At 60.6% G+C, this 21765-nt stretch carries 28 protein-coding genes; 3 read left to right on the top strand and 25 right to left on the bottom strand.

The annotated features are described in order from the left end of the window. Positions 1-7: 7 nt before the first annotated feature. Entirely contained in the window at positions 8-1021 is a 1014-nt protein-coding gene (gene dusA, locus IF204_RS03455) for a tRNA dihydrouridine(20/20a) synthase DusA (protein ID WP_194094693.1), read from the bottom strand. Positions 1022-1138: 117 nt separating this feature from the next. On the opposite strand from dusA, the gene IF204_RS03450 reads away from it, so the two are divergent. From IF204_RS03450 to IF204_RS03440, 3 genes are all read left to right on the top strand, one after another. After that, positions 1139-2254, top strand: a complete 1116-nt coding sequence (locus IF204_RS03450) for a tyrosine-type recombinase/integrase (RefSeq protein WP_194094691.1) — start codon at positions 1139-1141, stop codon at positions 2252-2254. 99 nt (positions 2255-2353) lie between these two features. Continuing rightward, positions 2354-2713 (top strand): hypothetical protein, encoded by a 360-nt coding sequence (locus IF204_RS03445; RefSeq protein ID WP_194094689.1) that lies wholly within the window; start codon positions 2354-2356, stop codon positions 2711-2713. Between the two features lie 67 nt (positions 2714-2780). After that, positions 2781-4115: a class I SAM-dependent methyltransferase gene (locus IF204_RS03440; protein ID WP_194094687.1), complete on the top strand. Its 1335-nt coding sequence runs from the start codon at positions 2781-2783 to the stop codon at positions 4113-4115. 48 nt (positions 4116-4163) lie between these two features. Here the strand turns inward: IF204_RS03440 and IF204_RS03435 are convergent, their stop codons facing one another. From IF204_RS03435 to IF204_RS03320, 24 genes are all read right to left on the bottom strand, one after another. Continuing rightward, on the bottom strand, positions 4164-4589 hold the full coding sequence (locus tag IF204_RS03435; RefSeq protein WP_194094685.1) for a hypothetical protein: 426 nt from the start codon (positions 4587-4589) through the stop codon (positions 4164-4166). Further along, complete coding sequence (locus IF204_RS03430) at positions 4589-4837, bottom strand: hypothetical protein (RefSeq protein ID WP_194098258.1); 249 nt, start codon at positions 4835-4837, stop codon at positions 4589-4591. The genes IF204_RS03435 and IF204_RS03430 overlap by 1 nt, the downstream gene beginning before the upstream one ends. After that, positions 4770-5015, bottom strand: coding sequence for a hypothetical protein (locus IF204_RS03425; RefSeq protein ID WP_194094683.1), 246 nt, complete (start codon positions 5013-5015; stop codon positions 4770-4772). Before IF204_RS03425 ends, IF204_RS03430 begins: the two co-directional genes overlap by 68 nt. After that, positions 5012-6088, bottom strand: coding sequence for a peptidoglycan recognition protein family protein (locus IF204_RS03420; protein ID WP_194094681.1), 1077 nt, complete (start codon positions 6086-6088; stop codon positions 5012-5014). Before IF204_RS03420 ends, IF204_RS03425 begins: the two co-directional genes overlap by 4 nt. A 73-nt stretch (positions 6089-6161) precedes the next feature. Then, positions 6162-6527 carry a hypothetical protein gene (locus IF204_RS03415; RefSeq protein ID WP_194094680.1) on the bottom strand — a complete coding sequence of 122 codons (366 nt, stop codon included), beginning with the start codon at positions 6525-6527 and terminating at the stop codon, positions 6162-6164. Further along, the gene (locus IF204_RS03410) at positions 6520-6960 is read right to left on the bottom strand and encodes a hypothetical protein (protein WP_194094678.1); all 441 of its coding nucleotides are present in this window, start codon (positions 6958-6960) and stop codon (positions 6520-6522) included. The genes IF204_RS03415 and IF204_RS03410 overlap by 8 nt, the downstream gene beginning before the upstream one ends. Next, positions 6947-7939 (bottom strand): phage late control D family protein, encoded by a 993-nt coding sequence (locus IF204_RS03405; RefSeq protein ID WP_194094676.1) that lies wholly within the window; start codon positions 7937-7939, stop codon positions 6947-6949. The genes IF204_RS03410 and IF204_RS03405 overlap by 14 nt, the downstream gene beginning before the upstream one ends. Continuing rightward, entirely contained in the window at positions 7933-8157 is a 225-nt protein-coding gene (locus tag IF204_RS03400) for a tail protein X (RefSeq protein WP_194094675.1), read from the bottom strand. Before IF204_RS03400 ends, IF204_RS03405 begins: the two co-directional genes overlap by 7 nt. Next, the gene (locus IF204_RS03395) at positions 8154-8576 is read right to left on the bottom strand and encodes a phage tail protein (RefSeq protein WP_194094674.1); all 423 of its coding nucleotides are present in this window, start codon (positions 8574-8576) and stop codon (positions 8154-8156) included. Before IF204_RS03395 ends, IF204_RS03400 begins: the two co-directional genes overlap by 4 nt. After that, positions 8576-11050, bottom strand: coding sequence for a phage tail tape measure protein (locus IF204_RS03390; protein ID WP_194094673.1), 2475 nt, complete (start codon positions 11048-11050; stop codon positions 8576-8578). Before IF204_RS03390 ends, IF204_RS03395 begins: the two co-directional genes overlap by 1 nt. 118 nt (positions 11051-11168) lie before the next feature. After that, the gene (locus tag IF204_RS03385; protein ID WP_194094672.1) at positions 11169-11525 is read right to left on the bottom strand and encodes a hypothetical protein; all 357 of its coding nucleotides are present in this window, start codon (positions 11523-11525) and stop codon (positions 11169-11171) included. A gap of 3 nt (positions 11526-11528) precedes the next feature. Further along, the gene (locus IF204_RS03380) at positions 11529-12059 is read right to left on the bottom strand and encodes a phage major tail tube protein (protein WP_194094671.1); all 531 of its coding nucleotides are present in this window, start codon (positions 12057-12059) and stop codon (positions 11529-11531) included. A gap of 29 nt (positions 12060-12088) precedes the next feature. Continuing rightward, a complete protein-coding gene (locus IF204_RS03375) occupies positions 12089-13312 on the bottom strand; it encodes a phage tail sheath protein (protein WP_194094670.1) in 1224 nt (407 codons plus the stop codon). A gap of 73 nt (positions 13313-13385) precedes the next feature. Then, complete coding sequence (locus tag IF204_RS03370; protein ID WP_194094669.1) at positions 13386-14666, bottom strand: pyocin knob domain-containing protein; 1281 nt, start codon at positions 14664-14666, stop codon at positions 13386-13388. Further along, positions 14663-15226 (bottom strand): phage tail protein I, encoded by a 564-nt coding sequence (locus IF204_RS03365; protein ID WP_194094667.1) that lies wholly within the window; start codon positions 15224-15226, stop codon positions 14663-14665. Before IF204_RS03365 ends, IF204_RS03370 begins: the two co-directional genes overlap by 4 nt. Further along, positions 15223-16071 (bottom strand): baseplate assembly protein, encoded by an 849-nt coding sequence (locus IF204_RS03360; protein ID WP_194094665.1) that lies wholly within the window; start codon positions 16069-16071, stop codon positions 15223-15225. Before IF204_RS03360 ends, IF204_RS03365 begins: the two co-directional genes overlap by 4 nt. A 7-nt stretch (positions 16072-16078) precedes the next feature. Further along, on the bottom strand, positions 16079-16465 hold the full coding sequence (locus tag IF204_RS03355) for a GPW/gp25 family protein (RefSeq protein WP_194094663.1): 387 nt from the start codon (positions 16463-16465) through the stop codon (positions 16079-16081). Positions 16466-16467: 2 nt separating this feature from the next. Then, a complete protein-coding gene (locus IF204_RS03350; protein ID WP_194094661.1) occupies positions 16468-16659 on the bottom strand; it encodes a hypothetical protein in 192 nt (63 codons plus the stop codon). A 76-nt stretch (positions 16660-16735) separates the two neighbouring features. Beyond that, on the bottom strand, positions 16736-17200 hold the full coding sequence (locus tag IF204_RS03345; protein WP_194094659.1) for a hypothetical protein: 465 nt from the start codon (positions 17198-17200) through the stop codon (positions 16736-16738). A 1-nt stretch (position 17201) separates the two neighbouring features. Further along, on the bottom strand, positions 17202-18002 hold the full coding sequence (locus IF204_RS03340; RefSeq protein ID WP_194094657.1) for a hypothetical protein: 801 nt from the start codon (positions 18000-18002) through the stop codon (positions 17202-17204). Beyond that, the gene (locus IF204_RS03335) at positions 18002-20104 is read right to left on the bottom strand and encodes a hypothetical protein (protein WP_194094655.1); all 2103 of its coding nucleotides are present in this window, start codon (positions 20102-20104) and stop codon (positions 18002-18004) included. Before IF204_RS03335 ends, IF204_RS03340 begins: the two co-directional genes overlap by 1 nt. Positions 20105-20107: 3 nt before the next feature. After that, complete coding sequence (locus IF204_RS03330; protein ID WP_194094653.1) at positions 20108-20635, bottom strand: phage baseplate assembly protein V; 528 nt, start codon at positions 20633-20635, stop codon at positions 20108-20110. Then, on the bottom strand, positions 20632-21363 hold the full coding sequence (locus IF204_RS03325; RefSeq protein WP_194094652.1) for a hypothetical protein: 732 nt from the start codon (positions 21361-21363) through the stop codon (positions 20632-20634). The genes IF204_RS03330 and IF204_RS03325 overlap by 4 nt, the downstream gene beginning before the upstream one ends. Positions 21364-21378: 15 nt before the next feature. Continuing rightward, positions 21379-21765: a hypothetical protein gene (locus tag IF204_RS03320; RefSeq protein ID WP_194094651.1), complete on the bottom strand. Its 387-nt coding sequence runs from the start codon at positions 21763-21765 to the stop codon at positions 21379-21381.

Here is a 21765-nt window from a genome sequence, read left to right as displayed (position 1 = left end):
TCAGAAATTATTCGGCAACGCCAGTTACTTCCGAAAGCGCGGCCAAGACAAGCTCCGGCCCCGCGCCATCGCGATTGGCTTCCTCCGACAGTTTGCGCCGCCACGCCCGCGCACCGGGACGGCCTGCAAACGCGCCGAGCATGTGGCGCGTAATCTGGTGCAGACGCCCGCCCTGCGACAGGTGGTTTTCGATGTAAGGCAGCATATCACGCACAGCCTGCGCCGCGTCGGTATGCTCCCCCGTGCCGTAGATGCGCCGATCCGCTTCGCACAGCACATCGGCCGGATTGTGATAGGCCGCGCGCCCGATCATCACTCCATCAAGTCCGTCTGCCAGATGCTTTTCCGCCTCGTCCAGCGTGGCAATGCCGCCGTTGATCGAGATATGGAGGTCCGGCCACGTCTGTTTTATCTGGTGGATAAGAGGATAATCGAGCGGCGGGATGTCCCTGTTTTCCTTGGGCGACAGCCCTTGCAGCCAAGCCTTCCGCGCGTGAATGGTGAACCGGCGGACACCAGCGACGCTGACCTTTTCGATGAAGTCAGGCAGCACCTCATGCGGTTCCTGATCGTCCACACCGATGCGGCACTTCACAGTGACCTCAACGGGAGACGCGGCGATCATCTCGGCCACACACGCCGCGACCAGATCAGGCGATTTCATCAGAACAGCGCCGAAAGCACCCGACTGCACGCGGTCCGACGGACAACCACAGTTCAGATTAACCTCGTCGTAGCCATACTCCGCCGAAATCCGCGTCGCCTCTGCCAGCTCTTTTGGGTCCGATCCGCCTAGCTGAACCGCAACGGGATGCTCGGCATCGTTGAACGCCAGCAACTGATCGCGCTTCCCGTGAACCACAGCGGGCGAGGTCACCATTTCTGTGTAAAGCAACGCCTCTTTGCTCAGCAGCCGGTGGAAATAACGGCAATGACGGTCGGTCCAGTCCATCATCGGAGCCAAAGAAAGCCGAGCGGCCTTAGAAACAAGGGTTTTCCGAGCATCATCAGTTGGTTGCATCAGTATCCACCTTCACTATTCACCACCTTTTTCGGCGGTTTCTTGACTATTTTTCGCCCTCGGTCCAACAATGTTGGACTTGGTTTTGCTTTTGTTGGACTCGATATGGGAAATATCATGGAACGGACCCGTGCTGACGGGTCGGTTAGCTATACCGCTCAGGTTACGCGAAAGAAAGGTGGCAGGATCGTCTTTCGGAAAAGCCAGACATTCAATTCGAAGGCCATGGCAAAGCGGTGGATAAAGAAGCTCGAAAAGGAAACGGCGACCGACGAGGGGCTGAGCGCGGCGCGGTCCAAGTCTGGGGGTCGCACCATTGGAGAGGCGATCGACCTCTACACCGAGTTCATGACCGGCCAGATGGGTGACACCAAGGCGCAGGTGTTGCGGACGCTTCGCACCCTACCCGTGGCCGACATGCCCGCGGGCGACTTCAACAGTCAGCAGGTCGTGTCTTTGGCTCGATCCCTGCGGAACGGAGACGGCGTGAAGCTGGACCGGAACTACAAGCACGGCGAAATGAGATCACCACAGACGGTCCAGAATTACCTGAGCCACCTCGGGGCCGTGATCCGCGTGTCGCGATCCGCGTGGGGTTTCGAGTTCGACCGCAACCAGTTTCAGGATGGAATGGAGGCCGCGAAGTCGCTGAAACTGGTCGGCAAGAGCGGCACCCGTGAGCGCCGGATCACGGTCGAGGAAATGGATCTGTTCATGAACCATTTCCACGCCAGCGAGAGAGCCTATCCCCAGTCGGCGCCAATGTCGAAGCTGGCCGCGTTCGGGCTATTCAGCGCGCGGCGCATCGACGAGATTTGCCGCATCAGGTGGTCCGACCTTGATGGTGATCGGGTTTTGGTCCGAGACATGAAACATCCCGGCCAGAAGCTCGGCAACGACGTGTGGTGTGAGCTGCTACCCGAGGCGCAGCGCATCATCGCCGCTATGCCGCGTGACGACGAGCGCATATTCCCTTTCAACACGGAGAGCATGTCGGCGCGGTTCACCCGCGCGAAGAAGGCGCTGGGCCTTGGGGATGACGAAGAGCTGGTTTTCCACTCCCTACGACACGAGTGCGCCTCACGTCTGGCCGAGATGGGGAGAACGGTGCCGCAGATCGCCATGGTGACGGGTCACAAGTCGTGGCAATCGCTCCAGCGATATAGCCACCTCCGCGCCATCGGGGACAAATGGGCGGACTGGCCCTGGCTGGATGTGATCGCGCCTCAGTAAATAGTTGGAAAAAATCCAACAGAAGTGTTTACAGGGCGGGAATCACACCTTAATTTCCAATTTCAGAGGAGCTTTCCTCAGTTGCTATTGGAGATTTTGATGAACGCAGTCGCTGCAACCCCCGCCCCGATCAACCTCAGCACCATCATCGGTCTGGACGATTTCGAGACAGTCACCGTGAAGATGGCCGAGCACTTTTCCCTCATCCCCGATGTAGGTGCTGCTCTGGAGAGCACGCTCGACCTTGATCACATGACCTCGTTGAGCATCGAGCCTATCGACCACGACGACGAGGACGACTTCTACGCCGACGATGCCTTCATGACCGAGGACGAGAAAATCGGCTTGGTCTGGATCGGCCTCGAAGAGACTGCGCGCAGCAAGGTTCTGACGCGAATGGTTCACGGCTTGGAAATGTACTGGCAGTTCTGCTCCGGCGAAGAAGCAGCGTTCATCTGATCCCCTCAGACCCCGAAAACAGCCCCGCTCAGGCGGGGCTTTCTTTTTCCCTAGTACGGAGACCAGAATGAACCAACATAGCGTCCCTGCGCCCCAGAAAATGCCCTCAGAGATTGTCGCGGAGTACGACGCCAAGTTGCTGGCGTTATCCGAGGAGTTCGACACCTACAACGCAGCCGCCAAGCGGATGAACGAGGCGGTGCAGGTCAGCGGACAGTCAGGGAGTTGGACGGCAGCAAGCCTCCTCTCGCAATACGAGGCGCGCCAAGCCAATGCCGCCCTGCTGCTTTCGGCTTGGCGGTACACCATGTCGTATCTGAAAATCTGGGACCGCTGCACCGCCAAGGACAAAGACAAGTTCGACCGGATGCTCGAAAACCCGCCCGAGTTCACGAAGGAAAAGATCGTCGAGCTGTTCGGTGACTTCCTCATCAACGAGCGGGCTCAGATGCTGCGCGGTGTAGCCGAGGCATTCACCGACCTCGATCCGGCCTACAAGTCTCACAGCAAGGTGGCGATCGGGGTGAAGGGATTGCCGAAACGGATGGTGATTTCCGGCGCGTGCACTGCCTATGTCGAGGACCGTTGGCGCGCGGGTCAGTTCTGGAACGTTATCGACGCGATGGCGCGCCTGAACGATCAGCCAAAGCTGGAGTACAAGGAAAAGGCCGCGCTGTTGGCGCTTGCAAAATCAGACGAGGAAGCGGTGATATTCGGCTGCACATGTCGCGGATTCAAAAACGGGAATATGCACATCCTCTTCGACCGCACCGCCCAGCGTCAGATCAATGAGGCGCTGGCCGAGTATTACGGCCAAGTGCTGCCGGACGCCCCTGCACCGGAGGGGATGAAACCAGAAGGCTCGCGCGAAGTCTCCACGGACCTGCAATTCTACTGGACACCTCAGGAGGCCGCCATGAAAGCCGTGTCTCGTCTAGACCTGCCACACCAAGGAACGGTGCGCCTACTCGAACCGAGCTGCGGCGAGGGCCACCTGATCGACGCGCTGCACAGCTTTCTCGCGATGCAGAAGGAAACCCGGATGCGGTCCTGCGAGGTGATCGTCGACGGCATCGAGTATTTCGAGGCGCGGGCGATGGTGTGCCGCCAGAAGGGCTATGCGGTTCAGGTCGCCAATTTCCTGAAGGTTCACCCCGACCCGATCTACGACTTCGTGCTGATGAATCCCCCGTTCTATGGTCAGCACTACCTCAAACACTTGGCCCACGCCCGAAAGTTCCTCAAACCATCCGGCAGGCTGGTTTCGGTGCTGCCAGCCACGGCGCACTACGACCACGGCAAATTGCCGGACGGAAGATGGGATGACCTCCCCGTGGGTTCGTTCTCTGCCTCGGGCACAAATGTTCCTACCGGACTGTTCACATGCGGCGCGTATCGCTGACCCAGAAACGCAAAAAAGCCCCCGCTCGAAAGCGGGGGCATCAACCCATCACGGGTCATAGGTCACAATGTCATACAGCCCGTTCGGGCTGATTGCGTGGTACCGAGACATGCCAAGCGCAGCAGCGATGATCTCGCTACAGAACCAGCGGTTCGGACCGAAAATGTCCAAAGGACAGACGCGCGATAAAAGTACGCCCGCGACGTCGTATTTGAGGCCCAATCGGGTCTCAATGAAACTCGTGCATTCTGCGGGAACGGGAAGCTGAACCACGTCCCACGCCTCACTGCGCAGGCGGATATACTTCGACCTTACCCCACCATCCCGCCATGACGAGGATAGGCAGAGGTGGCACTCGTCCACCTCCGCCGGTCCTGCTATCATTTCGACATGGCTATAGGGACCGCCGGTGGCGAGCTGGATAATCTTATCCAGCCACCGACTGTCATCCTTATAGAACGCCAGCGTGATCATCAGTCAGCATCGCCACGCAGCTCAGCGCGCAGCACAGCATAATCAGCGATCATCACAGCAATGGGGCTGCCCTCCGGCAGCCCCATTAGCTCGTCGGCCACCGCGATCTGAAACGCAGGGTCATAGTCGACAATTTTCCACGGCTCAGAGGTCACGACCGAGGCCGTGCCGATAGGTTTTTCAGAACCGACCATCTCGCAGCCGGCCATCAATGCCAGCCCGAGAACGATCCACAGCTTTCCCCGCATCTTGCATTCCTTTCATGCGTTCGAGGTCACGAATACGGCGGCGCATCTGTTCCTCGCGCCGCCCGTTCAGTTTCTCTTTCGCGCCGTAGCCCAACACCGCGACCACGAGGCCGAGGAGGAGGGTAACGGAGCGGCCCAGCCGCGATCCGAAGATGCGGGCAACGATCACCCCCATCATCGTGCCAGGTTCCGGCCTTCACGCGCATCGCGAAGGCGACGGGCGCGGGTCTGACGAGCATTGGCGCGGAGGATGAACCAGACCGCGACACAGCCGCCGATCAGGAGCAGCGCGGGCCAGTTCGCAGTCACCAGCTCGGAGGCGCGCGAGAGCGCCCCGCTCAGGCCCGTCATGGTGTTGGATGCGGTGTCGATGGATGCGCTTACGTCGTCGATCTGTGTGGCGATTACAGCGGGGCCTCCGACACCGACGACACCGCCGACCGCCTCGGTAACGCGGGCGTCCTGACAGGTGCCGGACTTCTGGTCGATTTCCTCCTGCGACACGTCCCGCTCGGGGCGAGGAGCAGCGTGATCGAGCGCCTGCCGCGTAGCATGGTCGGCCACACCCGTGGTGGGCAGGCCGTGATCGGCTTGGAAAGCCAGCACCATGTCGCGGGTACGCGGGCCGAAGATCCCGTCGACGCGGCCGACGAAGTAGCGGAGCTGTTCGAGGTCGTGCTGAAGCTCTGCAACTGCAATGCCCTGATCGCCGGTGCGGAGGATCGGACGCGGGTCAGCCTGACGCTGCGGACGTGCGCCGAGCGTCTGCTTGACCTTCTCGCGCATGTAGTCGCCGCAGACCCGTGCACCGCGCAGATCGGAGCGCCACGGCAGCACGGTAATGTCCCACTTCCCCCGCTGCTTCACGCCGAGATTGGTCTCGACCTCGGCATGGGTCAGGACCGTCTGGGGCGTGACCTCAATGTCGTAGTCCAGACAGAGGCGCGCAATCGTTTCGCAGAAGGCATCGAACTGCGTCTCGGTGATGGGGTGGTCGCCACAGGACAGCGGGCTTTCCACAGCGCCAGCCATGCCGCAGACCGCAACACCAATGCTGCCGGTGTTCAGGTGCAGCGTGTGAGCCGCGTAATCGCCATCGGACGTGACAATGTTGTCGGCAATGGTCTCGTTTCCAGTGACCACCGTTCCGTCGATTTCGACGATCTTGTGGTAGTGCTCTCGGTCGAGCGAGGAAGCGCGATTAGCGCCGCCCGTCCAGTGCGCAATGATGCGCTTCATTTCCGTTGCCATATCGGCCTCCGTAAACAGGAAAAAGGGCGGCACCGAAGTGCCGCCCTCTGGGTGATCGTTAATGATGGTTTGATCAGTCGGTACGCGGACCGGGCGCGATGTGCTGGGTGGCGTATCGCATGTGCAGCAGGATTTCGGCGGCGTCCTTTTCGATCCGTTTCATGCTGGCCTTAATCTCGGCGTCGTTTTCCAACAGGTCGCGCTGATCCCGCTTCATTTCGTCAGCGATACGAACGACGTGTTTCAGGTCCTGCATCATCGTGCCGAACTGGCTCTGGGACTGTTTCAATGCCGTTTCTGCGGGATGCTCAACGGGCTTCATGAAGCGCGCGAATACCGAGCGATACGCGATCAGCACCAGACAGATAGCGACGACAACGGCGGCAGGCCCAGCATCCGAGATTTGATCCAGCGGCAGCATTTCGATTTCGTCAGTCATATCGGTACCCGTTCACTGCCATCCGCCAATCATTGAACGCGGCTCTGGCCCCTTGGAAAAAATAAAAAACGCACGGCGGATAGATCGCGAAGGCGCTGTTGTGCGCGATAAATCCGCTGATACTCATAGTGCCAGCCACACCGCACAGATAGGCCATCGCCATCATTCGGAGGGCCGTGGAATAGACGCCGTGTTTCCAGCGACCGTTCATCCAAATGCCGAGGCTGTGAACCATGCACGCGATCAGCACAGACAGGTTCAGCAAAAAGTGCTGATGCTCGGTGCCACCGGCCCAACGCAAGGGGTCGCCGTATGCCTGTGAAAAGTAGAGGTTCACACCCGCGAACCACAATGCGCAGAGCGCAGCGTTCACCTCTGCACGGCGGCGCGGCTCATTCAGATACCGCGCCATTTGGTTATCAATTGTCGGCACTTTCCCCTCCACCGTCCTGCGACGCGAGACCGATCGACACATTGGTCGTCCAGCCTGATCTTGACCATTCATGTGTAACTCCCACTACTCGATACTCGCCGTCCGACTTGGTGCCGGAGACAACAATACGGCCATCACAGATGACCACTCCCCCGTCGATGGTCACTGTCCCCGACGAGCTGTCCCGCGCGCACGTCGCAGCCATGGCCTCGGCCCTCATTTGGGCGTCCTCTTTCGAGGCGGCCGGAGGCTGGATGGTGTAGCGCGCGGTGCTATTCAGTTCGGTCTCGACCTCCACCGTTTTGATGGAGGACGAGCCCCTGTCGAAATACTGACCAACGATCACGCCGAAGCGGTTCCGAGCACGGATGGTGCTGATGGAATATTCGATCAGGTTTTTGCCGTAGGTGGCCGCAGCCACGGCGGCGTAGTTCGCCGTTTTCGAGGCGATCAGCATTTCGTCGCCCTCAATGCGGAAATGCCCTCCGACCTGAGACGCGAGGCGCGTTCCGGCTTGGAATACGCTCTCGTCAATGGCGGCGAAGTACGGCACCGAGACACCCGCGAGGTCCGGAGCGACGTTCGAGGTCAGCCCTGACATGGACGCGAGGTCGGCGGCGATCGCGCCGACCGTGGCGTTGTCCCAGTGCCGGCGACGGGTCGTCTTGACCTCCCCCAGCGTGTCGGTGCCGCGGGCGGTGATTTCGAAGGTCTGGCCCGCGCTGCGCGACAGGTTGTCGGTCACATCGTCGATGCGGCCCTTGAACACACGCGCAAGCCCCTGCCCATCCCAGCCGAGGTCGATGGTGACTTCATCGCCGCGAGACGGCATCGCCAGACCAGTGGAGTCCACGGTGATGGTGGCGTTCGCCGCCTCCCCCTCGGCTGGCAGGTTGACGCGGATACGCATCAGCCTTTTGCTTTCCATCGTGAGGACGGTTTCGCCAACGGTGATCTGTGCGACTGACCGCTTCACCATAGCGTCACCAGTTTGACGCTATTCTGCTGCGTCGCCTCCTCGATGGGCATCACGACCTCGGTCCCGACTGGGATGAAGGGCGAGGATGCCAGCCCGATATTCAGAGCGAGGATGCGCTCCACCAGACCTGGCATCGGGCGACGGTATCGACGCCAGACCAGCATCGAAACGGTGGTCTGGTCGGTCCTCACTGTGATGGTTTCAGTTTTGTCCGTCATCCGAATAGCTGGCTCATAACGCTGTAGTAGAGACCCCCGTCAGGCGGTCCTGATTTGATCAGGCTCAGATCCACATCAACGATGTGGCCCACGCCGTTCTCCGCGAGCTGGCTATGCCCCTCGGTCACGTTGTCGATGACAACCCAACCGAAGAGCGCGCCGTCGCCTCGGATCATGTATTGCGGGTTCCCGCTCGCCACGATCTGCTGGAGGATCGCGATGCTGGCCCCATCCCCGAAATTGTGGGGATAGAGTTTCGCACTCAGGGAAAAGGTGGTCGCCGCAGGCCCGACATATTCCAGCACGGGCGCTGCGCCGACCACGGGCTTGCTGGCGTAGTCAGCGCCGAAGGTTCTGCTGAACTCGGCCAAAGCCAGAGGCTGGACCTTGAATTGCAGCAGTCCGATTGTCATCAGCATCAGTAGACTCCATCAGCAAAGCTGCCGCGCTGAAGCTCGCGCAGCTTTTCCTCCATGAGCCGCACTGCCTCTTCAGCTATGCGGCGCGCGTCCTCCGGCCCCGCATTGGGGAACGAGAGTTGTGGCGCGAAGTGCAGAGCGCCGACCGTCACCCCGCCGCTTTCACGTTCGGAGCGGCGCGGAGCGCCCGCCTCAGCGTCAAGGCTCCGGTTGGGGTGGACATACCCATTGCGGGTCGGGGTCACGACCTCAGGGCCGTCCTCACCCACCACGTAGCTGTTGCCAGCCGTGATGGGACCGCCGGAGCGACGAGCGCCATCAGGCGCGCCGTCGGTCGGAGGCGGAGGCAGAGCCGTGCCGAAAACCGATTGGTTGGGGTCGAGGGCAACGGCATCCTCAGGAACACCGTCGGACCACAGCTTGCTCATATCGAGCGTGCCAACAGCGTCAGCAATGCGCCCGGGTAGGCCCGTGAACCATTCCATCATTTCGGCGGCTTTGTCCTTTGCACCGTCCCAAAGTGAGGTGATCCAATCGGCACCAGCGGTATAGAGGTCGGTCGCGAGGCCAGCCATGCTTTGCACCCAATCCTCGAACTTGGTGAACATGGCCTCGGTGGCGTCATAGGCGTTCTGTTCGAGCTCCGCTTTCTCCTCTTCGGTCAGGGTGTTCCTGACGAAGAGACCAGCGAGGCCGGAGAACAGTTCCTTGACCTTTTCCCACGCGCCCCAAACCTTGTCACCGACAGCCGCGAACCCGTCCATCACAGGCTGTAGGGTCTCGAATGCTGGCTGGAGTCGTTCCCTGACGGATCGCCAGATCCCGCTGAGCGTAGACGACACCTTGTCCCAATTCCGCCACAGCCAGCCACCCGTCAATGCGAGGGCAGTGACCACTGCGAGAACCGCCGCGATCGGTCCAGCCGAGAGACCAGCGATCACACCGCTGATGACACCGACGACGGACGACAGTATCCGCAGCGGTCCAGCGGTTCGAGCGATCCCAGACAGTCCGGCGCGGATGCGCCCCAGACGCCCGAGGCGGACCCCATTCATGGCCGCAAGGGAGGACTGCAACGCGATATTCGCGCCAGCGGCACGCTGGATGCGACGACCCACGCGGTTCCAGCCGAACGCCATGAGGTCAAGCGCCCCGCCCCGCCCCAGCAGGCCCGCGAACCGCAGAGTGCTGGTCGCGACCCGAAGGGCAACAAGGGACGCAGCAATGGCAAAGACGCCAGCCGTGATTTTGGGGTGACTCTCAGCGAAGAGGGTCAGGCTGCTGATCACCGGCTCGACTGCACCCATGAGGTCCGACAGAACAGGCAGAAGCCCGTTGCCGATGGCGATCTTTAGACGCTCGAAGCGGTTCAGGAACCGTTGGAGCCGCGACTGAAACACATCGTTCCGCGTCGCAAATTCGTCGAACGCAGAACCGGCGTAGTCGCCTTCATCCCCGACGAGACCGAGGCTGCGTTTCAGCAGGTCGAGGTTCGTGAGGAGCGGGCCTAGGGCGCGGGCCTCAGAGCCGAAAAGGTCGTTGGAGATAGCGGCCTGCATCTCGGCTGGAAGCTGGCTGATGCGCTCCATAACGTCGATGGTGGTACCGACCGCATCCTCCTGCATGTCACGAGCCACCTGACCAGCATCGAGGCCCAATGCCTTGAGTGCATCGGACTGACGCGCGGTCGCGCTTTCGCCCATGGTGAGGGCGCGGCCCATGTTGCGGAACGAAGTCGCTGCCACGTCGGATTCTGAACCAGCCGCGATCATTGCCGAGCCGAAGGCAGAGACTTCGGTTGCCGTGAAGCCGAACTGCTTGGCAGATGCGCCGACGCGGCGCACCACGTCGAGGATTTCTTCAGCCGACGATGCCTGCGTGTTCGACAGGTGGTTCATCGCGTCCATGAGGAGGATGGTTTCGTCGAGCGTCAGGCCCAGACCGGTCATCATCTTCGCCATGGACTCGCCCGCCACATCGGCGGACACGTCGAAGGCCGTGGCGATTTTGGCCGAGGCTTCGGTGAACTTCACCAGCTCCTCGCCAGCGATACCAGCCTGACCAGCAGCGGCGGCGATTTCAGCCAGACCAGCCACGGAAATGGGAACTTCGGTGGAAAGGTTTTTCAGAGCGCTCTCGAAGTCGGCAAGCCCTTGCGGGCTGCCGAAGTCGACGACCTTTTTGACGTCCGCCATTGCGGACTCGAAGTCCATCGCCGCCTGCACCGGACCACCGATGGCCTCGCGCAGCATGTAGTAACCCGCGACGGCATCAGCGACACCGGCGCGAGCGCCAGCAAGTGCCTGCTGGTTGCGTTCGACAGCCGAGGTCAGGCGGGCCGTGGTCGAATATCCACCATACCCGCCCTCTGTGACCGAGCGTGTCAGGTTGCGCACGCGGCTGGACACACGATCAGCGACAGAGGAGGCGCGGTCGACGAGCTCGACCGCGATACGGGAGGTGCGGATAGCCATTAGATGCTCCGATGTTTAACGATTGTGCGGGCCTCTTCGTGCCACTCGCAAAGCTCGACCCAATCCATGTCGAACAGGAAGGGCAGCGGTGTGGAAAACACCGCTGACACCTCTGCGATTACTTGGCGGGCGTTTTTGATTTTCGCCCGCTCGCCGCTTTTTTTTCCGGCATGACCTTTTCGATCAGATCGGTCGCGGCTTCGAGGTCGTCGGCGTCGAGTTCATCGACCTGAGCCTCGGTCAAGTTGAACAGGACACCGATAGCGCCGAGAGCCTGTTCGAAGCGGTCCTCGGTCTCGGTTTCGATGCGATAGATGCGCTTGATGTGGCGCCCCTTGGGATAGATGGCCGTGATGGTGTCAATCGTCACGACCTCCGTGCCACCCAAGTTGCCGTCAGCGTCGAACGTCGGCATTTCGACGACGATCGGCTCGATCAGGGTTAGCGTGCGCTCTTTCTCTGTGAGACGTGCCATGCGTTACGCCCCCGGAATGTTCAGCATCGAGCGGACCTTGGCGCGCTTATCCACGCCGTCGACGCGGACGATGCCACGGGCCCAATCGAAGTAGTACAGTTCCTTGCCGTCGATGTGCAGCTCGTAGTGAACGATACCGGTGATGCCGTAGTCGTGCTGGCTCATCTCGCCTTTTTTGAAAGCGTCCTCCTCGATGGTGCCAAGGCGACCGTTAATGATGGCCTTAGCCGGTTTGAGGGCGCCGGTGAGCTGGTCACGCATTGCGCTGAGCGCGGTGAACGGCGTGTTCGTCTCGTCGAGCTGGAAATACTTCATGACGTCGAGGTTCACGCCAGCCAGTTTGAACGAAGCGGCGAGCGGCTTGAAACCGCCGCCTTTCATGTTCAGCCCGAACGCTGCGCCGCCGCCTTGGAAGTCGAAGCTCATCTCTTCGAGCTTCGGCAGAGCCAGTTCGGACAGAGTGAGGTGGTTCGACGCGTCCGGATCGTCGCCCACGAAGAGGTTCATTTCCTCTTTGAGCAGGAATTGAGTCATGTGGATTATCCCTTTTTAAGCGGGCCGCGTTAGAGCGCGGCGAGGTCGCTGATGAGGTCGTTGACAGCCTCGACCATGCGGCCGGATTTGACGGTGACACGGCGAATGACGGGGGTTTCCTCGCCACGGAACTGGACGGTTACGTGACCCCGACGAAGTTCCGCGACAGAGTTGTCGACGGCGTTGAACGAGACCTCGGCGTCGAGGATCATGTTCTGAGCGATCAGTTCATCCAGCCCCATGCGGATCGTGGTCAAGATGGCCTGCACCGCCTGTCCGGTCAGCGAGTAGCGACCGAGATAGGTCGACACGGTGTTGCGGACCATGTTGTTGATGTAGTCGCGGCCGCGGCTGACGTTGTAGAACTGCCAGAGCGGGTCGTCAGAGAGGTTGTCGGTGCCGACGTAGATAAAGCCACCCTGCCCCTGACCATCAACGCCACGCTCGGAACGAACGATGATGCCGATGTTGTTGGCAAGCAGCGTCTGCCCCTCGTTGGCGCCATCGAAGAAGTCGAACCGGATGGTGCGGGTCAGCTTCTCCATGCCCTGAATGGGACGATTGGCCCACGAGCGGAACGGCAGGCCGCCGTTGAGGTTGTCGACGTAAACCGCGAGGCCAGCGATACCAGCCGAGGCCGGCACGGTGATCTGTTCCCCACCATCCGTGCGGATCACCGCAGGGGTAACGGGGATGAGGCGCATGTGCGAGTGAGACTCGCGCCAGTCGAGGTCGTTGGCCTCGTCCACGCCTGGGGTGTCGACGATGGCGTGAGCCAGCAGCTTGTCGAGGACGGGCGGCAGGGCGGCGGCAAGAGCGTTGGCCTCACCAAGCGAGGCACGAATGCCGCAGAGGCCCGGAGCGACAACGATGCGCGGCGTGACGCCGAGCAGCGGGCCTGCATCCAGCAGCGCATTGATGCCCGTCGAGATGCCGTCACCGACGGCGTTGTTGACGGTTTCGAGTGGGGTGCCGCCATCCGCGATGCGCAGCACCACGACCTTGGCAGCGCCGCCGCCGAGCTGTGCCTTCATGAACATCAGAGCGGGAAGTAGCGAGCCGTCGAGACCGAGCTTCGCCAGCTTTTCGGTTTCGTTGGTGTAGACCAGCACCGGAGTGTCGAGCGGGTACACGGTCGCGTCGGCATCGGGCGCGGTGCCGATCATGGCGACAACGGAAAAGTCGCTCCAGATCGGGGCCTGTGCCTCATCGTTGGTCGGCTGAATGCTCACGCCGAAAGTCGGGGTCGTCATTGACGTTTTCTCCTTGGATAAAGAAAAAGGCCCGCACTATGGCGGGCCTTTCGGTTCGTGGTTTCGGGCGTGATTACCGACCGATTGCGATGTAGCTAATGTTCGTTGTCAGATCCTCGGCTCCCCCGCCGTCAGTGCGGACGACAAGGCATTTGAACGACTGCAGCGTAGTCTGAAAAACGCTGACTACGTGGCTGCGTATGGTTGACAAATCGTTGGCCTGATCCGTTACGATGACCGTGAAAATGTAGTTCGGAAACGGCGTCCCGAAATACACGTCAGTGCCAGAGCTGACACCGCCTACATTCCCCCAAGCTATCATCAGGCCGCCGAGGAAATTCGGCAGGCGGATGTAGCCATCATTGGTGCTGAGGCTGAGCAGCTGAGGCTTCATGAACTTTTCAATGGCCTGTTTCACCCGCACCGGCGTCATGGCCTTAGTGTTGATGGTGCCTGTCTCCGCTTCGGACTGAGACGCAGCTTCGACCGTGATCGTGCGGTCAGCGGCAAGATCACCGCCGCCAGATGCAAGGCCAGCAGTATTGATTTTGCGGCCCTGCACAACGCCCTTCACGTCAGAGAAGAAGCGGTTAAACGCCTGCTTCACCCGATAGGGTGTCATTGCGCGACTGTCGGACGATCCGGCCTCGGCCTCGGACTGCGTTGCAATCTTCACATCCAGAGTACGGTTGGCGCTGAGATTTCCACCACCTGTCAGCAAGCCAGTGGTGCTGATCGAGCGCGACTGCGGCGTCAGCAACATATCCCCAACGCGCTTGTCGATGGCCTGCGCGGTGCGCTGCGGCGTCATCGCGCGGTTCGTCACCGTGCCGCCCTCGGCCTCAGACTGAGACGCCGCAGGAACGTTGATGGTGCGGTCAGCTGCGAGGCTGCCACCACCAGACGCAAGGCCAGCCGTGTTCACGCTCCGACGGCTGGTGACAACAGCCTCCCAATCGGTCCAGCCGCCCGAGTTCTTGATCCGGACGTATATTGCCGTGTCTTGCCAGATGTGGACCATCTGAGCAGTCTTTTCCGAGGACTCAATCTGATGGCCGACTGCGACGTAGCTGTTGTTGCTGGGAGGGGCTGACTGTGCATTCACATCGAAGCGGAAAAACTTCGTGCCTTCAATCGCATCGAGGTCGGTCACGTCCTCAATGTTGGCATCATCCCAAATCCCGAGCTCGTCGAACTTGAGTTTCAGCTTTTCAGTGCGTTGCAGCAGCTGAAGGTGCGGGACGTTATCCAATCCCTCGCCCGTTTCAGGGTTCGGGGCGCCGCCGAGAACCGGGTCGGTCTCTTCGAGCTGGCGGACCTCGGGCCAGCCAGCGGATTTGGTCAGGTTCGTCATGCTACGCCTCTCGAATAGGTGCCGTTCCGCGCTAAAGTGCCGTTGTAGATGTGGGCCGCGGCGGTGAAGTTAAGCTCACGCAGCCTGCATCGGGCAGGCGCGATGGATGCAAGAACGCGCCGAATGTGTTCGGCACGGGCAATGGTGACGGTGGTTTGAACCGTGATGCGGTAGTCGGCCCAGTGATCGACGCCAGCGCGGTTCGAGGAGCCGTCACGAGCCGTTCCCCCGTCGTAGAGGTTCAGGCTGTAGTCCTCGAAAATGCGGACCTTCGGAAAGCCCATAACCCGCATAGCCTCACGGATCGCCCATGGCGTCCCCTTGCGGCGGTGGATCAGGGTTGCCCGCTCGATCACGTCACGCCGCTCGCTTTCCGACCAGTCAGATGACCACCAGTCGATGCCGATGGCCCAGCCGAGCCACGGCAGCACCTCAGCGGGTGCCTTCTGCGGATCGTAGAGCGTGGTCAGCACCGTCGTCGATGCAAGATGGGCCACGATGGCGCGCTCTATGACGCGCGCCACCGGACCGATCGAGGTGGGGAGGATTGGCTCGGTCATGTCGCAACCTCTATGGTCAGGTCCACCGTCCCGAGGCGAGGTGACTGAAGCTCAGACACGGCCACTGTCGAGGATGGCGAGGTCAGTGTGACCTCTTTCACGCCTGACTGATGCAGAGCGGCGTGAATGCCCGACTCCGTGGCGTCCTGCCCGACCTGCCGGATTTCCTCGAAGTACGCGTATAGGTCCGCCTCTGCCGCCTCTGCGATTGCGGTAGCATCCGGACCAGAGCGCACCGTGATGGTCGCAGCGACATTCACCGTCACGATGGATGCGCCGAGGACGGTGATAGAGTCGCAGATCGGGCGAACCGTTTCGTCGTTGACGGCTGCCAGAACCTTCTGGACCAGCGCGGAGCTGGGCGCGCCTGTACCGCTATCCGACAGCACAACAAGTTGGACCTCGCCGGGAGACGGTGAGGTTACACCAATGTCGTGAACATCCACGTCGGCTGTGTGGCCCCAGTATCTGTATGAGGACACCGAGCCAGCGGTCGTGTGACCGCTCATCCACAGCAGAAGACGCTTGCGCAGGCGCTCGTCGGTCTCCCCATCCAGCCGCTCGACGCCCTGAGTGACCGCGAGGTGAGTGAGATTGGCGCCGGTCGCGTATGCGATCAGCATCGAGGTGCCGTCCTCGTTCCCGCGCTGATCCTGCAACGTCATGTGATAGGCACACGCCTCGATGACTGCTACCAGCGGTTCAGCCTCGGTTCCCATCAGCACGGCCTCGAGGTCGGGCATGATCTCGATTGCAGTCGCCTTGATAGCCGCCACACGAGCCTCGAAGTCGAGAGCCTTAATGACCTCGGGCTTCGGGTAGCTGGAAAGGTCCACAATGTTCATGAATGCCTCAGCGAATGAGGCCCGCGCTTCCCACCGTGACCTGCCGGACGTCTCCGTCGACGGCAAAGTCACCAGTGAGTGCGTTCGGGCGGTAATGTCCCAACATCACGACCTGCACCGACCCGTCGCGCGGATCTGCCTCGGTCGTGATGGATGCCACGTCGAAGCGTGGCTCGAATTGTTCGATGGCCGACGTGAGGGCCGCAATGAAGCGGCTCAGATCGGTCGTGGTCATGGAGCGACCGAGAAGGTCCGGCACGAAGGAACCGAACCACTCACGCTTGGGCCGCTCGCCAAACTGTGTGCGCAGGATAATGGCGAGCGACTGCTGAACGTGGTCCCAGCCCGCAAGCGCCGCGCCAGTCTCAACGTTGATGCCTACGGCTGGTGCCATCGTTATTTATCCGCCGTCTCGGTGGATTTTTCGGCCTTCAGGTCATCCTTGCAGGCTTTGATCGCGCCGTCTTTGACAGCACGCCGGGTTTCGGGGTCGTTGCCGTTCAGCTCGACAATCGAACCAGCGCCGGGGTTGCGTTCCTTCGAGGTGATCCACACGCCCGCGAGGTTCGTTACTTTGTATTTAGCCATTGGTCATTTCTCCGTTGATGAAATGCAGAAGGCCCGCCGAAAGCGGGCCCTCTGCGCTACTGTCTTTGAGGCTTAGTTAGGCCGACTGTACGGACTGGAGGACAGTCGCAACCTGAGTGGCGCGCTGCTCCATCTCTTCGATCACGTTGGCCTCGCCCTTGACCTGATGGGTCAGGAGCGTGTCGCCGGCCTCGACCCGCGCAATGACCGGAGCCATCATGTCGGCCAGAGGGGTGGCCGCGCTGCGAATGTCAGCAAGGCTGTTCTGATCCTTCATCGCAATCGCGAACTTCGCGACCTCGAAGAACAGCAGGCCAATAGCATCCGAGGTGGTCCCGAGCAGCGACTGCTGGTCCCCAGCAATCTCGCCAATGGCTTCCCGTACCAACAGCTTTGCTTCCACCGATGTGACGGCTTCACGAGAGACAAGGTTCGGATCGAAGTCAGCGCCGATTTGATCCCGTGCCATAGCAATCGCTGCGGTCTGGGAGCAGAAGCCGCCGTAGTTCAGGATGGTCGCGTAATTGTAGAGGATTTTCATGTCAGGTGTCCCAGCGGTTAGAATTGCCATCAAGGTTGTAGGAGTATCCGTCGCCAAGAGTTTGGCGATTGAGGCTAGGAATGATGTTCCAGCCAGTCGCCTCAACAGGAACGTAGCAGGACACAACTTGAGGGCCGACGATCAGAGCGGAGCCGACAGGGGCGAAAGTGTCCTGCTGAAAACGGAGGTGCTGATCGGCGTATTGTCCGGGATAATTCCAAATTTTATCGGCAGCAGTGCGCGTGGTGAAAAGTCCCCACCCGTCGTCTCCGATACGATGGAACCGAGTGCCGCCCTCGAGATCGCCAAAGCAGCCTGGCACCTCTTCTTTCAGCCACATAGCCATGGTCGAAAATCGCGGCATTTGCCATGCCGAAAAGAGTGCCAACTTTCCGTTGCTTAGGGACGCACCCTCATCCATTTGAGACATGTCCCACGAGACGCGCCACACATGCAGACCTTCGAGGCGATAGCCGTAGTCCCCGCTCTCATAGGTATTAAACGCGTTATAGAACTCCGTTTCCAACGCCGAGGGCGTAATGTTGGATTTCGGTAGCGGCTGAAATGCTTCGACCATCTCCCACGACGTAACGCCAGCATTTGCCGGCAGCCTCCAGCCGTCAGGTAGTCCGTCGCCGTCACGGTCATATCCCAGCTGGTTCGGCAGAAGGCCGTACAGTGGTTGCAAGCCCGAGGTGATTTGGGTTTGCAGTTCGGCGTAGCCATCTCGCGCTTTGTCGAGGTCTTCGGTGTAGCTGTCGAAGTTTCGGAGAATGTCCGTCAGTGAGTCATTGAGCGCCATTACAGCAGCCCTCCTTTTTTCAGCGCCTTACGCTGTTCCAAAAGTTCCGCAACGATCTGTGCAGAGAGTTCACCCTGCTCAGTTTCGAACGCCTTCATGTAGCCGAAGGCAAACGAGCCTTCGTCGTGCATCGGTGCGATGGGATACCGCAGCCGAGCTGTTTGAATGCCGGAGATTTCAGGCATATGGACGTAGATGCCGGACCCGCGCATCAGGCGAACCTCGCCGTCATCACACTGAACCCACGCGGCCTCGTCAGTATCGGCCGGATCAATGTCAGTGCCTTCCACATCGAACAGGTCCGATGGCGTCATGAACCAGTAGCCATTCTGGTAGACACCTGAATACGGGCTTGCCTCGGTGTTGCCGCTGCCGGTCGGGTTTCCGTTGAGCACCTGAACGTCATACGGGTTCCACAGACCCAATGGTGTGGCAACGATCAGTTCAAGAGGGATGGCCCAACTGACACGGTGGCCGCCACCCATACCGGACAGCTGAGCCACCTCGCTCTTCGTCGTGGATGCCACAAACAAAGTCGGATCATTCCAGCCGCGACGATAGTCACGACGCCCCGCTGCACCAGCCTGCTCGTAGGAGTAAAACCGGTTGTAGTACGCCGAATTCAGAGCCGTTGTGGTTTTGTATTTCTTCAGGCGCTGGGTGAATGTCGAGTGGTCGTTATTTGTATCAAGGTACGACTCCTCGATATTCGCTCCGACACCATCCAAGCCTGGAACCGACGACATGATGTCGTCGAGCAGGGTCGGTCCCGTGCGGCGCTTGAAGCCGCGATCATCCAAGCTGCCCAGCACGCGATAGCGACCGAGACGGGTCTTGTCGATATCGTCGTCAGTTTTGCTAAGACGCAGACGTGTTGCAGGATCGTCCACCAGCTCGACCATGCGGTGAACCGGCCAGTCTGCATAGGTTCCCAAACGCATTGCCGAAATGCGATACCGTAGAACGGCGAACTGCGGACTGCCGTCGTCATTCATCACGCGAATGACAGTGGGTTTGAAGTCCTTGTTCTCAAATCGCGCTTTGAGGCCCGAGCCGAACATCGACATGTAGTTGTCGTTCATCGACCGCAGTCCGCCGTTGTCGATCTGATGGCGGAAGGACGGGAAGGTGTCGGACAGCGTGTCACCGTCGAGGTTTTCCAGCCAGCATTCCAGCACCGACACGTAGGTGTCGAAATACTGGGCATAGTCGGCTCGAATGGACGCATCCTTTGCGCCGAATGCCCGCAGATATTCGCGCATTTCCGCGACCTGCTCTTCAGGCGTGGCCTTGGTAGCCACCGAGGGAGGAACCGCAGGCGGGATAGCGTCCTCGACTTCGAGGTAAGCACCGCCGCCGACACCGTGCATGATGCGGTAATCGCAGTGTCGCGTGTTGATCTCATGCCCGTTGATGATAGCGGTTTGCTCCGGCATCCCGCACATCAAGCGATAGTTGGGATGGTTGTGCACACCCAGAGCGGCAAACGACACCATCGACGGGCGATGGTAGGCAGCGTCACCGCCGTCGGCATAGTGGCGACCGAAGCGAATACCAGACTGGCCGTATCCTCGGCGGATCTGGGCCGCGACCTCAAATGCCTGAAGGTCGATGTATTGCTGTTCCGAGACCGACTTCACAAGTCCAGTGGCGAAATTTCCGCCAAGGTCATGCGTGTTGGTCATGTCCTTCTGCATATCGTTGCCAAAGGCTTCCATGCCTTCGACCGCGACCCGCGCATCCTCGGCGCGGCCCGCGTCCTGCGTGACCTGCGTCGCCGTCTGTTGCAGCGTGGCGAGAGGAGCGACAGACTCGATTACGGTCGTTGCGCGATCCGCAGCTTCATTGACGCGATTGTCCATCTCGTCGCCCTTGGCGAGAACGAGGTCGACTTTCGTATCCAGATAGGATTTGCGGACGTACCCGTCCGGCTTTTCGAGGTTCGGCTCAGGATCACCGACGAAGATCAGGTGGCCTTGCTGGACGTCGTATTCCGCCGCCCGCTCGGAGACAGTGATCTGCTGACCGTCGCCGGGATTCTTGACGCCACCGACAATCGGACCCGCCGATGCCGTGACCTCATAAATTCGCTTGGTGGACATTTATCACTCCGGTGTGGAAGTTTTTGCAGGTCCGGACTGGACGCCGCTGTGAACATGCGTGGCGCCAACGTTCGTGCCGTTGTGCGTCATCGCGCTACTGGTTACGGCCAGCCCGTTGGCGGTGAGTTGAACCGAGGAGCCGCCGACCGTGATGGTCACGCCGCTCTCGGTCAGGAGGATACTGACGTCGCCAAATGTCAGCATGTTCTCGGCCCCGTTTTGCGAGGGGCTGCTTTCCGATGATGACCAGCTGAGGGGCTGAGCCACCCCAGCGGCTAGATCGCCGCTGGGGGAAACGATGGTCATCTGCTGGCCCGTGCTAGGAGGCGCGTGGACCTTCAGAGCGCCCGCCTGCTGCGCGTAAGGCACCGGAGGGGATAGGAGCCTACCCCCAGCGTCGTCTGGCCCCAGATCGAGCCGTACAGTGCCTGCGGCGGCGTCTACGGAATGGACCGTGCCTCGCAGGTTCGAGACGTTCAGTCGCCGCTCGAGGTCAGCGACACGTCGAAAGAGGTCGAGGAGCGTGCTCATTCCGCCTGCTCCACGTTGATTTCAGAGGCGAGCTCGCCCGTCAGTTCGGTGCCGGCCACGAGGAGGTTCAGCAGCCCCGCCTTATCCTTCGGGAGACCCGTAGCGATCAGATCCTGCATGACGCCGATCGGCACGCCGTAGGGCGCAAGCTCGTGGGCGATGACGGCTGTGAATGGGGAGTGGTCGGGGTGCGCTTCGAAATAGGTGATCACATCCGCCCAAATGCTGCCCTCTACGATACCGCCAGCGGCGGGAGCGGGAAGCGTTTTCGGCAGCGTTATTGTGATCTGACGAGCCGCGAAACGCGGGCCACTCTCCACGCTGGAGCCGCGCTTCGACATGTGCTGATACACGGTGTCGAGGCCAGACACCGTCCGGAACAGCTGCGCCGCTTCGCTTTGATCGGACTTGAGCAGGCGGCAGATTTGGTTCTCGATGACGTCGAGAAAGAACTCGAAACCATCGCCGGTGCTGCTGATGGTGAGTTCGTCCTCCCCCTCCCCATTCTTGACCGCCGCTTTGCTGGCGATAAACACCTCGAACACCAGTTCGATGGCTTGGTCTGCCTGCTCCTCGGTGTAGATTACGATGACGGGTTTGGCGCCGCCATCAGCCGTGATCCGCGACACCATGTTGTCGATCGCGCTGTCCTCGACCATATCTCCGGCGGAGGTGCGCCCCTTGATCGCGTCGTATGCCAAAAGTCGGATAATTGTACGCGTTATCATTGGGGCGCCCTCGCACTAGGTCGTTTCGGAAACCGAAACGACGACACCGCCGACCCCGTTGGAGGCCGGCGTGGTGTTCACTTTGAATTTCTTGATGACGCCACCGAAGGTGACGACGTGGAACTGGTCGCCCTTCTCGGGCGGCCGGTCGAGCTTCGCCAGATTGGCGGCGTCGATGGTGATGTCTGCGGCCTGCCCAACGGCCCGAATACGGGTGCCGTTGTCGGCCAAGGCGGCGGCTGGTGCATCGGTCAGCACCACGCGCAGCGCAGTCCCATCGCTAAGGGTCTCGGTCTCCACGATCCTGCCGGAGCGTTCGACGCGGTAGAACGTGGCATCCTGACCCAAATGCGTAGCCACCGCCGCGGTCATCGCGGCGATGGCTTTTTCAAATGCCTGCAT

The sequence above is a fragment of the Marivivens aquimaris genome (assembly GCF_015220045.1).
Lineage (GTDB): Bacteria > Pseudomonadota > Alphaproteobacteria > Rhodobacterales > Rhodobacteraceae > Marivivens > Marivivens aquimaris.
This window is presented reverse-complemented; position numbering and strand designations above follow the sequence as displayed.